This is a genomic window from Pseudomaricurvus alkylphenolicus (assembly GCF_011683955.1).
GTDB lineage: Bacteria > Pseudomonadota > Gammaproteobacteria > Pseudomonadales > Cellvibrionaceae > Pseudomaricurvus > Pseudomaricurvus alkylphenolicus.
The window spans coordinates 267,123-279,280 of record NZ_JAAQPI010000009.1 but is presented as its reverse complement, the minus strand read 5'-3'; the positions used below and the strand labels follow the sequence as shown (position 1 = coordinate 279,280).

At 54.4% G+C, this 12,158-nt stretch carries 13 protein-coding genes; 9 read left to right on the top strand and 4 right to left on the bottom strand.

Annotation, left to right across the window (positions count from 1 at the left end; all coding sequences use genetic code 11):
- The first annotated feature begins 45 nt into the window (after nt 1-45).
- The 3 genes from HBA55_RS22225 to HBA55_RS22215 all read left to right on the top strand — a co-directional run bounded on the left by HBA55_RS22225 (nt 46) and on the right by HBA55_RS22215 (nt 3,551).
- A complete protein-coding gene (locus HBA55_RS22225) occupies nt 46-1,227 on the top strand; it encodes an acetyl-CoA C-acyltransferase (protein ID WP_166995980.1) in 1,182 nt (393 codons plus the stop codon).
- A 54-nt stretch (nt 1,228-1,281) separates the two neighbouring features.
- On the top strand, nt 1,282-2,493 hold the full coding sequence (locus HBA55_RS22220; protein WP_166995978.1) for an acyl-CoA dehydrogenase family protein: 1,212 nt from the start codon (nt 1,282-1,284) through the stop codon (nt 2,491-2,493).
- An 83-nt stretch (nt 2,494-2,576) separates the two neighbouring features.
- A complete protein-coding gene (locus tag HBA55_RS22215) occupies nt 2,577-3,551 on the top strand; it encodes an NADPH:quinone oxidoreductase family protein (RefSeq protein WP_166995976.1) in 975 nt (324 codons plus the stop codon).
- A gap of 55 nt (nt 3,552-3,606) precedes the next feature.
- On the opposite strand, the gene HBA55_RS22210 is transcribed toward HBA55_RS22215, so the two are convergent.
- The gene (locus tag HBA55_RS22210; RefSeq protein WP_166995974.1) at nt 3,607-4,473 is read right to left on the bottom strand and encodes a substrate-binding periplasmic protein; all 867 of its coding nucleotides are present in this window, start codon (nt 4,471-4,473) and stop codon (nt 3,607-3,609) included.
- A gap of 70 nt (nt 4,474-4,543) precedes the next feature.
- Between HBA55_RS22210 and HBA55_RS22205 the strand changes: the two genes are divergently transcribed.
- Nucleotides 4,544-4,822 carry a transposase gene (locus HBA55_RS22205; RefSeq protein WP_420821508.1) on the top strand — a complete coding sequence of 93 codons (279 nt, stop codon included), beginning with the start codon at nt 4,544-4,546 and terminating at the stop codon, nt 4,820-4,822.
- A 62-nt stretch (nt 4,823-4,884) separates the two neighbouring features.
- On the opposite strand, the gene HBA55_RS22200 is transcribed toward HBA55_RS22205, so the two are convergent.
- On the bottom strand, nt 4,885-5,742 hold the full coding sequence (locus HBA55_RS22200; protein WP_166995972.1) for a LysR substrate-binding domain-containing protein: 858 nt from the start codon (nt 5,740-5,742) through the stop codon (nt 4,885-4,887).
- 235 nt (nt 5,743-5,977) lie between these two features.
- Here HBA55_RS22200 and HBA55_RS22195 point away from each other — a divergent pair, with 235 nt between their 5' ends.
- The 5 genes from HBA55_RS22195 (at nt 5,978) to HBA55_RS22175 (ending at nt 10,443) form a co-directional block, all read left to right on the top strand.
- Nucleotides 5,978-6,655, top strand: coding sequence for a crotonase/enoyl-CoA hydratase family protein (locus HBA55_RS22195; RefSeq protein WP_166995970.1), 678 nt, complete (start codon nt 5,978-5,980; stop codon nt 6,653-6,655).
- Between the two features lie 12 nt (nt 6,656-6,667).
- Nucleotides 6,668-7,402: a glutathione S-transferase family protein gene (locus HBA55_RS22190; RefSeq protein ID WP_166995968.1), complete on the top strand. Its 735-nt coding sequence runs from the start codon at nt 6,668-6,670 to the stop codon at nt 7,400-7,402.
- 11 nt (nt 7,403-7,413) lie between these two features.
- Nucleotides 7,414-7,821, top strand: coding sequence for a GFA family protein (locus HBA55_RS22185; RefSeq protein WP_166995966.1), 408 nt, complete (start codon nt 7,414-7,416; stop codon nt 7,819-7,821).
- A gap of 226 nt (nt 7,822-8,047) precedes the next feature.
- Nucleotides 8,048-9,739, top strand: coding sequence for an L-lactate permease (locus HBA55_RS22180; protein ID WP_166995965.1), 1,692 nt, complete (start codon nt 8,048-8,050; stop codon nt 9,737-9,739).
- 86 nt (nt 9,740-9,825) lie between these two features.
- Nucleotides 9,826-10,443, top strand: a complete 618-nt coding sequence (locus tag HBA55_RS22175) for a hypothetical protein (RefSeq protein WP_166995963.1) — start codon at nt 9,826-9,828, stop codon at nt 10,441-10,443.
- A 26-nt stretch (nt 10,444-10,469) separates the two neighbouring features.
- Here the strand turns inward: HBA55_RS22175 and HBA55_RS22170 are convergent, their stop codons facing one another.
- Together HBA55_RS22170 and HBA55_RS22165 are read right to left on the bottom strand one after the other, a co-directional pair.
- Nucleotides 10,470-11,255: a fumarylacetoacetate hydrolase family protein gene (locus tag HBA55_RS22170; RefSeq protein ID WP_166995961.1), complete on the bottom strand. Its 786-nt coding sequence runs from the start codon at nt 11,253-11,255 to the stop codon at nt 10,470-10,472.
- Nucleotides 11,256-11,264: 9 nt separating this feature from the next.
- Entirely contained in the window at nt 11,265-12,122 is an 858-nt protein-coding gene (locus tag HBA55_RS22165; protein ID WP_206019921.1) for an alpha/beta fold hydrolase, read from the bottom strand.
- Nucleotides 12,123-12,158 lie beyond the last annotated feature (36 nt).

The window sequence follows — 12,158 nt, the reverse complement described above, 5'->3', positions numbered from 1 at the left end:
AACGCATCGCATTGACCAAGTTCAGAAAATCTACAGGTAATCCATATGAAAGAAGCTGTTATTGTATCCGCGGCCCGCACTCCCATTGGCAAGGCTTATAAGGGCGCCTTCAATAACCTGGAGGCTCCCTCTCTGGCCTCTCACGCGATTGGTGCTGCCGTTGAGCGTGCAGGCATTGACCCGGCGGAAATTGACGACTGCATTTTCGGCGCAGCCATGCAGCAGGGAACCCAGGGTTTGAATTTCGGCCGTATTGCTGCCATGGCGTCCGACTTGCCGGTAACTGTATCCGGCATGACGCTGGATCGCCAGTGCTCATCGGGTTTGATGGCGATTGCGACCGGCGCCAAGCAAATTGTCTGTGACGGTGCACCCATGCTCATCGCGGGTGGCTGTGAATCCATCAGTCTGGTTCAGAATGAGCACATGAACAGCCATAAAATAGTGGATCCGTTGGCCAGGGGCCATGCGCCCGATATCTATATGCCAATGCTGGATACCGCAGAGGTGGTCGCCAATCGTTACAATATATCCCGCGAGGCTCAGGATGAATACGCGCTTCAGTCCCAGATGCGTACGGCCGCGGCACAGGAGCGGGGGTTGCTGGATGATGAGATCGTTCCGGTGAAAGCCACTAAGCTGGTTGTTGATCTGGATACCAAGGAGGTGAGCGAGAAGGAGGTTACGCTGGCAACAGATGAAGGTAATCGTCCGGCAACGACCTATGAAGCGCTGTCGGGGCTGTCGGCGGTTCGCGATGGTGGCACGATAACCGGCGGCAACGCTTCGCAATTGTCCGATGGCGCCGCTGCGGTGGTCATGATGGATGGCAGGTTAGCGCAGCAACGTAATATGTCTCCTTTGGGAATCTACCGAGGCATGGCAGTCGCAGGCTGTGAGCCCGATGAGATGGGGATCGGTCCGGTGTTTGCAATTCCGAAGTTGTTACATCGCACTGGCTTGAAAATGGAAGACATTGGACTGTGGGAGTTAAACGAAGCGTTTGCCGTGCAGGTCATTTACTGTCGTGACCGGCTCGGGATTCCCAACGAAAACCTCAACGTCAATGGCGGAGCCATCTCCGTGGGGCATCCCTATGGCATGAGTGGCGCTCGAATGGTAATGCACGCTCTGCTCGAGGGGCGTCGTCGTGGCGTTAGGTACGTAGTCGTTACCATGTGCGTTGGTGGCGGTATGGGGGCCGCCGGTCTGTTTGAAGTCTGTTGATTGCCTATATCCAGAGCGACTACACCCCTATTAAAAGCCAAGAGACAAAGATTCATGCAGTTTGATTACTCTCCAAAAGTTCAGGAACTGGTCGATCGTGTCACCCGGTTTATGGACGAATACGTGTATCCGGCCGAAGCCACCTACCATGATCAGATTACCCGGGACCCCTGGAATACGCCGCCGATTATGGAAGAGCTAAAGGCCAAAGCCAAAGCCCAGGGGCTCTGGAATCTGTTCCTGCCGAAGGAGTACGGCGAATACAGCGCCGGGCTCAGCAATCTGGAGTACGCTCCGCTGGCGGAAATCATGGGCCGTTCCCTGATCGGCGCTGAATGTTTTAACTGCAGTGCGCCGGACACCGGGAATATGGAAGTCCTGGCCAAGTACGGCAACGCCGAACAGAAAAAACGGTGGCTGGAGCCATTGCTGGCCGGTGAGATTCGCTCAGCCTTCGCCATGACTGAACCCAAGGTCGGCTCATCCGATGCCACCAATATCGAAACCTCCATTGTCCGTGACGGCGATGAATATGTGATCAATGGCCACAAGTTCTATATTAGCGGTGCCATGAACCAGCACTGCAAGATCATGATTGTGATGGGTAAAACCGATCCGGAAAACTGCAATCGCCATTTGCAACAATCCCAGGTGCTGGTACCCATGGACACGCCGGGGGTGAAAGTGATTCGTCCCATGCAGGTGTTTGGCAGCGACCACGCCCCGGAAGGTCACGCGGAGATTGTGTTTGACAATGTGCGCGTACCGACCAGCAATTTGATCCTCGGCGAAGGCCGCGGTTTTGAAATAGCACAGGGGCGGTTGGGACCGGGTCGTATCCACCTTTGCATGCGTGCGATTGGTCAGGCCCAGCGGGCACTGGAAATGATGGCCGCCCGCGCCTGCGACCGCATCGTATTTGGCCAGCCTATGAGCAAACTGCAGTCAGTGCGTGAAGACATCGCCAAGTCCGCCTGTGAGATCGAACAGGCGCGCCTGTTGACTCAGAAAGCCGCCGACAAGATGGACCAGGGAGGCTATAAGGCCGCCAGGGACCTGATTGCCATGATCAAGATCGTTGCGCCGAGCCTGGCCTGCACCGTGATTGATCGCGCCATACAGATTCACGGAGCCGCCGGTGTGAGCCAGGATTTTTGCCTGGCTGCGGGCTACGCCACTGCCCGCTGCCTTCGTTTGGCCGATGGGCCGGATCAGGTTCACATGATGCAGCTGGGACGTAACCTGGCCAGGCACTATGGAGAGTAATTGATGCCGCAGTTGGTAGATACGCTGGGCGCCGATCTAGCCGGCGCTTGTTTGCAAGCCCCTGACGATATAAAGGACAAGACATGAAAGCAGTTCTGTGTGAAAAGTTCGCACCACTGGATCAACTGGTGGTGAAAGAGGTCCCTGACCCGGAGGCCGGTCCAGGCCAGGTGGTGGTGGATGTCTGCGCCGCCGGTGTTAACTATCCCGATGGGCTGTTGGTAAAAGGGCTGTATCAGATGAAACCGGAGTTTCCTTTTACTCCAGGTACTGAAGTGGCGGGTACGGTGAGCGCCGTTGGTGAGGGAGTAACCAGTGTCGTGCTGGGAGACCGAGTGCTCGGTTTCTGTTTTCTCGGCGGTTACGCGGAGAAAGTGGTCACGTCGGCCTCCAGCCTGATGTCCTTGCCCGATGACATTGCCGACGAAGAGGCCGCAGGCCTGATCACGGCGCACGCCACAGCGCATCATGCGCTAAAGCAGCGGGCCAGCATACAACCCGGAGAAACCCTGTTGGTCACCGGCGCCGCTGGTGGTACCGGGCTGGCGGCGGTTCAAATCGGCAAGGCCATGGGGGCCAGAGTGATCGCTGCCTGCTCCACGGATGAAAAGCTGGCAGTCGCCAAAGCCAACGGTGCCGATATCCTGATCAACTACAGCGAAAAAGACCTGAAAACCGAACTCAAGACAGTTACCGATGGTCGGGGTGTTGATGTTGTCTACGACGTGGTGGGCGGCGACATCTTCGATGCCTTGTCGCGCTGTATGGCATGGAATGGCCGTCTGTTGGTGATCGGGTTCGCCTCTGGTCGCATCCCGCGATTACCCGTCAATTTGGCACTGGTTAAAGGCTACGCCGTTATCGGTGTGTTCTGGGGTACATTTGCCCAGAAACAACCGAGTGATTATGCTGACAATATGCAGGAGCTTCTACAGTGGTATCGGAGCGGTAAGGTCAAAGTGGTTGTCGATGGGATCTATCCACTGGATGGCAGCGTTGATGCGCTGAACAAGGTTATGAACAGAGAGGTTACCGGCAAGGTCATTCTCAAGCCGTAATCGTTTCAAGGCGGCTTTGGACCCGGTTAAGGCCGGGTTTGCCGTTACGAGTGATTTATTGATATCCGCCAAAGAACTCTATATTCATGTGGCTGGACAATATTCGTTCTACGTCCCGGTTCGCTTTTATTTTCCGAAGTGCATTATCGAATCGTTTCGCCAGGTCAGAATTCCGGTGCCATCCCATCCTCAATGAGGTTCGATTCTCAAAGGTATATACAATATCTATTTCGTTTTCTATGCCAATTTGTTTGGCCGAATACATGAGCGTTGGCAGCGCCAGAACTGAGATGTCTATGCGGTTTGCATACAGCGCCTTCTGGAGTGCACTGGCGTTCGTGAAAGTGAACTTTTGAGGAAAGCTGTCGTACCCCACCAACATTTTGCGCGACAGTCGGAGATAGCCGATTTTATGCTTTCTGAAATCGGATATTGAGTCAATCCGGATATTCCTTTCGGAAAGCGAAGCTGCGGAAATTTCCATATCAAACAAGATCTCTCGACCGCGTGTAACCGACTCCGGGTATTGTGGTTCCGGCAATTGAGAGACCGACATTAAGATGATGGCGTCAGCCTCTCCTTTCGCAAGGACTCCCATGAGTCTTTTCAGCGGATAAAATACCGTTGTTACACCAAGATCTATTTCGTTGGCAGCGCCACTGACAATTTCGTGCACTGCCCCTTTAATTTCCCCATCTTCTTCGTAGATCCAGGGTGGAAAATTTGAGGTGGCAAAGAGAATTGAACTCCGGTTTCCTGGAGCCGCGTTTACTTCGTATTGCGGGCCTGAAAACGCGAGTAGAGCGAATAATAAATATCCCAATTTGGTGCAAGCCACGCAGAATGAATCCTTAATTCCCGGCTTGGTTGAGTCAGATAGCTCTTGAATGACCTTCGTATTACCTGACCTAGGACTACTCATAGTCTTAACCTCTCTAGTCCAAACAGGAGCCCCCCCCGGCTCTGCCGGGGAGGCACGCGTAGTTTGACAGATCCGGGAGTCTCATAGAAAGGCCCTTTTCGGCCAAACTAAAGGGGAACTGCCGGCCGTTTTTCATCGGTTGGCCAGACAGAAAGAATGCCTGATCAAGGAAGGGCATCTGATGCCGGACCATGTGCATATGATGATCTCGATACCGCCTAAATACTCGGTATCGAACGTCATAGGTTACTTCGCTTCTAAAGTAGGCAGGGATGAAAAGGTGACAAGGGAATACATTCGCCATCAGGAAACAGAAGATATTCGAGTAGACCAGCTACTGCTGGTTTAAAGATGAACATAGCCCCCTTTGAGCGGTTCACAATTAAAGCCCCCGGCTTTACCGGGGGATAATTACCTAATGAAATCCGACCGCTCGTACAATGCCACCGCAATCTCAATAAAGCGCTTCAGGTTGACACTCTGCAGTTTACGGCTGGGGTAAACCAGATTAAACGTGCGCTGCTCCAGCGGGAAGTTTTCCAGCAGGGGCACCAGCAGGCCGTCTTCCACCTCCGTCCCCAGACTGGAGGCCGGCAGTGTGCCAATGCCCACGCCTTTGACCAGCAGCTCGCGTATCATGTCCAGGTCGTTGCTGAGGACATGGGGTTCCGGCGTGATGGTCTGGGCACCTTCGGTGCCGACAAACGTCCACTTGGTGGTGTAGGCAGAGACGATACAGGGATGCTGGCGCACATCATCCGGAACCCGCAGGGGTTTGTTGTCGCGCACGTATTCGGGACTGGCCCGCAACAGACGCCGCACGGGACCCAGCTCCCGCACAATCAAGGAGGAATCTTGCAGCGGGCCGGCGCGCAGGGCGACATCAAAGCCGCCGGCAATCAGGTCGATCCAGTCGTTGCTGCAAAGCAGTTCGAGCTTGACGCCGGGATAGCGCTGCGAATAGGTGCTCAGAATCTCGGGCAGGGGAGAGCAGGTCATGCCAAAAGGGCCCGATACGCGCAGCATCCCATGGGGTTCATCCTGTAGCTGCTGCATGCGCCGGCAGTGCTGGTAAAACTGCTTGCCTTGCTCGGTGAGGGTCAGTTGCCGGGTGGTGCGCTGCAGCAGCTTGATACCCAGTTCCTCTTCCAGCTGTGCGACCTTGAGGCTAACGGTGGACTTGGGCAATTTGAGCTGCTCGGCGGCGCGGGTAAAGTTGCCGGCCTGGATCACCGCCGAGAATACGGCCATATGGTTGTAAAGTAGCACTGTCTGACTCCATGGATAATCCGGTTCGACAGTTATCATTATGCACTGGCCTGACGGCAGGTGAAGTGCCTGTTCGCTCTAATTTTAACGTATCGAAACCACAAACCGTACACCGTATTTTTGCCATTGTCTAAAATACTGAACAATCTGTTATTGGATGATGGATTATCAATGGCCCCTGACGGCCGTACACTGTGGGTAACCAGTGAGTTAATCCATGAACAAGGGGGCATCCATGAGCGAACTCATCCAATTCAGCCTAGAGGGCAAGGTTGCCCGCCTGACTCTTGACGACGGCAAGGCCAATGCCTTGAGCCCTGCGATGATCGATGCCATTCACCAGGGGTTGGATCGGGCCGAGTCCGAAGCCGCTATTCTGGTCATTGGTGGTCGCGACGGTTTCTTCAGTGCCGGGTTTGATCTGCGCATCATCGAGTCGGATGCGGTGGCCGCTGAAGCGATGGTGGCTTCCGGAGGCGAGCTGTTGTTGCGGCTGTATCATTTTCCTATCCCCGTGCTGACCCTATGCACAGGCCACGCAATTGGTGCCGGAGCCTTGCTGCTGTTGGCGGCGGACTATCGCCTGGCCGTCGACCAGCCGTACAAGGTGGTGCTCAACGAGGTCAGCGCCGGGTTCCCACTGCCGGGATTCGCTGTGGAGCTGGCGCGTGATCGTCTGGCCGCCAGGGCCATTACCCAGGCGTTGCTGTGTTCCTATCCCTTTCAACCGGCGGGTGCGCGGGAGGCCGGATATCTCGACGAGGTGGTGCCCGTGTCGATGGTTGATGCCACGCTCAATGGGCTGCTGCAGTATTTCGGCTCATTGGATGGTGACGCCTTTGCGGATGCGAAGCTGCGCCTGCGCGGTGTTATCAAGGCTCGCATTGCTGAACATCAACCGATTCGATTTTAGGGGAGTAAGACTATGACGATGCAGCTCTGGACAGCCCCAACCCCAAACGGCTGGAAGGTCAGTATCCTGCTGGAGGAACTGAAAGAGGCGGGCATAGTGCTGCCGGAGATCGAGGTTCATACCATCAGTCTCAGTAATGGCGAGCAATTTTCCGATGAGTTCACTGACGTCAATCCGAACCAGAAGATTCCGGGGTTTGTCGACGGCGATCTCAAACTGATGGAGAGCTGCGCCATTCTGCAGTATCTGGCGGACAAGTATCCTTCCAGTCTCTTGCCGCAAGGTGAAGCGCGCTGGCGGGTGCTGCCCTGGGTCTACTGGCAGGCGGCCAACCTGGGACCGGTGTTCGGCAACAAGCTGAGCTACACGCGGTACTTGACCGATATTGAAGAGGAAAAACGCAGTCACCCGCTGGAACGATTTGGCAGTGAGGCGCAGCGTCTTTTGCGAGTGCTGGACAAGCAGCTGCAGGGACAACCCTATATCTGCGGCGCCAACTTTACCCTCGCAGATATCGCCTGTTACCCGTGGGTGCGTGGCTGGAAGTGGAGCAAGATTGATATTACCGGGCACGCCAACGTGGTGGCCTGGGTCGAGCGGGTACGTGCAAGACCGGCGGTGGAGCGGGGCCTGTCCTACGGTGTGCCCGATACTGAAATCGACCAGTGGTCCGAAGAGCGCAAGCGGCAGTACGCTCGCATGGGCTCATCCATGGCTTCCAATGCCAGTATTCAATCCGCCAACTAGGAAAGCGAACTATGTCTAGATCCGGTAGTTGTCTCTGCGGCAGCGTGTCTCTTCGACTTGAGGGCGACCCGATCCGCTCATTGAAGTGTTACTGTACGGAGTGCCAGAAATTGACGGGGTCCGATCACTTACAGGCGCTGTGGGTCAAGCAGGATCAGCTGACGGTGACCGGAGAATTGTTAAAAGTGGTTCGCGTGGGCGAGTCCGGCAATACGGTGGAAAATTACTTCTGTAAAAACTGTCTCAATCGGGTCTACGGCCTGGCGCCAAAGACCCGTGTCGCGATCGTACCGATTCCCCTGCTAGATGACATTTCCGGCCTGGAGCCCACCATGGCCATCTACACATCTTCGGCCATGCCGTGGACGCAAGTTTCGGATACGTTAAAATGCTACGAAAAGATGCCGGGTTCCAAATAACGACCCATCAAAATAATAAGAAATCGCCGGGTTAAGGGGTAAACGGCGTTCACCCCCAACGTTTTGCCCTCCTGTTCCGGGAACAGAACCACAACCTGTGAAAACAGGATCAAGTCATCCACCAGCGTCCAATTATGCTAGTTTTGGAACTAATTATTTTCATTATTTCCGTATATCAAGAAAAAAGAAAGGGGTAGATTGGGTCATTCTGAACGAGGACTGACCTATGAGTGAACCTGTACTGGCCCTGGTGGCTTTTTCCCCTATCCTGGTCGCCGCCATTTTGCTTGTTGGTCTGAACTGGCCCGCCAGACGCGCCATGCCGGTTGCCTTTGGTATGACGGTTATTATCGCGCTCTTGGTCTGGGACATGTCCGTTCGGAGAGTGCTCGCTTCGACTCTGCAGGGAGTTGGTATTACCGCCTCAGTGCTCTGGATCATCTTCGGTGCCATCTTTCTGCTGAACGCCTTAAAGCATACGGGGGCCATTACAACTATCCGTAACGGTTTTACGAATATCTCACCCGACCGTCGTGTGCAAGCTATCATCATTGCCTGGTGTTTTGGTTCCTTTATTGAAGGCGCCTCCGGCTTCGGTACGCCTGCGGCTATCGCCGCTCCGCTGTTGGTCGCCATCGGATTTCCGGCGATGGCCGCCGTTTTGATGGGCATGATGATTCAGTCGACGCCGGTTTCATTCGGCGCGGTGGGAACACCCATCATCGTTGGGGTCAGCAACGGGCTTGATACTCACAATATCACTCAGGCGTTGATCACCAAGGGCGCCAGCTGGGAAGCCTACCTGCAGCAGATCACTTCCAGTGTTGCCATTATCCACGCAACGGTAGGCATCCTGATGCCGGTGCTTATGGCGATGATGCTGACACGTTTTTTCGGTAACAATAAAAGCTGGACCGAAGGCTTGGATATTCTTCCGTTTGCTGTGCTTGCCGGTCTGTCTTTCACGGTTCCCTATGCCTTGACCGGTGTTTTTCTCGGTGCGGAATTTCCGTCATTGATCGGTGGTATGTGTGGTTTGGCGATTGTCGTGCTCGCGGCCAAGAAAGGCTTTCTGGTGCCAAAGTCAACATGGGATTTTGACGATGAGAAGAACTGGCCAGCGGAGTGGTTGGGGGCAATAAAAATCGATGCAACGGATACCAAAAGCAAACCCATTGGCATGTTCCTGGCCTGGTTGCCGTACCTACTGCTGGCTGTGCTGCTGGTTGCCAGTCGCGTAAGCAACGATTTCAAAGCGCTGCTCACCAATGTGAATCTTTCTTTCGTCAACATACTGGGGGAGTCTGGCATCAGCACCGCGATTCAGCCGCTATATCTGCCGGGCGGTATCCTGGTCTTTGTCGCTCTGATCGCAGTGCTGCTGCAATCCCGCTCTACGACACCGTTAGTCAACGCTTTCGGGGAGTCGAGTAAAACCTTGATCGGAGCGGGTTTTGTGTTGATTTTCACGATTCCGATGGTGCGCATTTTTATCAATTCCAGCGTCAACGGCGCTGAATTGTCGAGTATGCCCGTTACCGCCGCCAACGTTGTCGCCGATCTCGTGGGACAAGCCTACCCCATGGTGAGCGCGATGGTGGGAGCATTGGGCGCCTTTATCGCCGGCTCAAATACGGTTTCCAATATGATGTTCAGTCAGTTCCAGTTTGAAGTGGCGCAGACGCTCTCTATCTCCAGTGCCACGGTGGTTGCACTTCAGGCGGTGGGTGCTGCCGCAGGCAATATGATCGCTATTCACAATGTGGTCGCTGCTTCGGCAACGGTGGGCCTTCTCGGGCGCGAAGGGGCTACACTGCGTAAGACGGTGATTCCCACCTGTTATTACCTTGTTGCTACCGGTATTATCGGTTTAGTGGCGATCTATGGTATTCAGATGGCAGATGCGTTAACGGTATAAAGAGGGCTCGCCAGAATAAGGGGCTGATTGTTAGAATGCAGTAGAACATGGTGGTTGTATCGGCATTCACGCAGGGTAGGCTCAAAATGAATCTCAAGAAACTGAAACAGGCAGAGGCCATATTCCTGGCTCAATTCCCCGAGGGATTTTCCGACCCAGGTCTGGATTCAGTCAGAAAGAAACACAACGTGGGAAACTTGACCAAATACGCAAAAGAGAATCTGAATAGAGAGCAGTTTAATCAACCCCAGCGGGTCTGTGACGACATTGTAAAGGTCATCACTCGTTCTTCGATGGTGTCGGTTTTTGAAAAGGTTAAGTTCCGGGACTTTGTTAAACTGTTAAACAGTCACGACAAGGAGTTTCTGGCCCAGGCTTTTGAAAAGCGTCTCTATGGGCGTCAAAAACGGGCGGGGTTCGAAGAGATTCAGGCCATGCTGGCACCCCATAAAGTGGCGAAATGGCCCATTCTCTCAGCGGTGCCATACTATCTGACTCCGAACAAGGAGGCTTTCCTGAAGCCCACTACTGCGAAGAAGATTATTCAGTATCTTGAACTTGATCATCTGCAATACACAGCCACTCCGACCTGGGAGTTCTATCGGGGTTACAAAAAGGCGTTGGATGATGTAAAGAAAAATGTCCATCCCTCTATATCATCCAATTATGCCGCATTGTCGGGTTTTTTGATGATGAGCATGTAAGCGATATCAAACCTCAGTCGCTTGGTTTATACAAAAGAACAGCTGGCGGAGCCTATGCCCTCCAGCTCGAGACGCATTTCGTCGCCCGGTGCCACGACTTCCAGTGGCACCAGTGAACCCGACAGGATGATATCCCCCGCCTGAAAGGGGATATCAAACTGGCCCAGGGTATTGGCCAGCCAGGCCACGGCGGTCAGGGGATTGCCCTGCACCGCTGACCCCAGTCCCGTGCTGATCTGCTCACCGTTCTTGAATACCTTCATGCTCAGGTTCGGCAAATCAACATCCTGTGGATCCACTTCCGTATCGCCCAGGACAAACACCCCGCAGGAGGCGTTATCTGCGACCGTGTCTTCGATTTTGATCTCCCAGTTTCGGATGCGGGAGTCAACCACCTCAAAACAAGGCATGATGGTTTCGGTGGCCGCCAGCACATCTGCTTCGGTAACGCTCGGACCCACCAGGTCGCTTTTCAGCCTGAAGGCAATCTCACCCTCCGCCTTGGGTGCGATCAGGTTACCGTCCACGGGGATTTTGGCCCCGTTGGCATAGGCCATCTTGTCGGTTAAAAAGCCAAAGTCCGGCTGGTCGACGTCGAACATCTTTTGCACCACCTCGCTGGTGATGCCAATTTTTTTGCCAATGATGCGTTCACCGTCTTCGATCCGCCGCTTAACCATGCGCAGTGAAATCCGGTAAGCGTCCTCGATGCTGATGTCGGTATAGCGCTCAGTAAACGGCGGCAGGGTAGTCTGGCTGCGCAGTGCCTGGTAGAGCTCATCGCCCAGTTGTTCAATTATGTTTTTGTTCATGACTTCTCTCTATGCAGCCTGGTTGTTGAGCATAAACGCCGTGGAAACAGCATTAAACTCGTTGGCACGTTCCCACTGTACCCAATGCCCGGTTTTGCTAAACAGATATACGTCGCAGTTGGGCATGGTTTTCTGCAGCGCCTTGGCGCCGCTGGGGCGGTTAACGCTGTCATCGGCGCCCCACAGCACCAGGCAGGGGGTCTGACACTGCTTCAGTCTCGGGTCGCGAGTAAAGTCCGAATTGAGCATGCCTTTGGGGCTCATGCCCAGTGGCGGCGACGCCACTACCTCGGGGTCGATACTGGACTGGTAACGCTGTTCAATCACTTCGCCGGGTACCTGGCTGCCGTCGTAGACCAGGTGATTGAGAATAAAGTCTTCGAGTTTATCCTTGCTGGGCCCCGAGCCCTTGTAGTATTTCAGCAGCTTTTTCAAACCGGCGGTGGGCAGTTCGCGGGTGATGTTGATGCCGCCGGGGCCCATCAGAACCAGCGAAGCCACTCGTTGAGGTTGCTCCAGGGCCATGCGCAGTGCGGTGCCGCCGCCCAGGGAGTTGCCGATGATGTGGGCCTTTTCAATATCCAGCGTGTCGAGCATGCCGAGCATGGCGTCGGCCAGATCGCCAAAGGGATCATTTTTACTGACGCCTTTGCTGGATTGCCCGTAGCCCTGCATGTCCGGAACGATGACGCGGAAATGTTGTGCCAGGGCCTCGACGTTTTTGGAATAGTTGGACATGCCCGAAGCGCCGGGGCCGCCACCGTGTAACATCACCACGGGAAAACCGTTGCCCAATTCGCTGACGAAGATACGGCGGTTGCCGAATTCTACAAAATGGGTATTCACACCCTCTGGGGTATTGGCCATGTTCTAAACCTCTTTGGAAATAACAATTTTAATTCG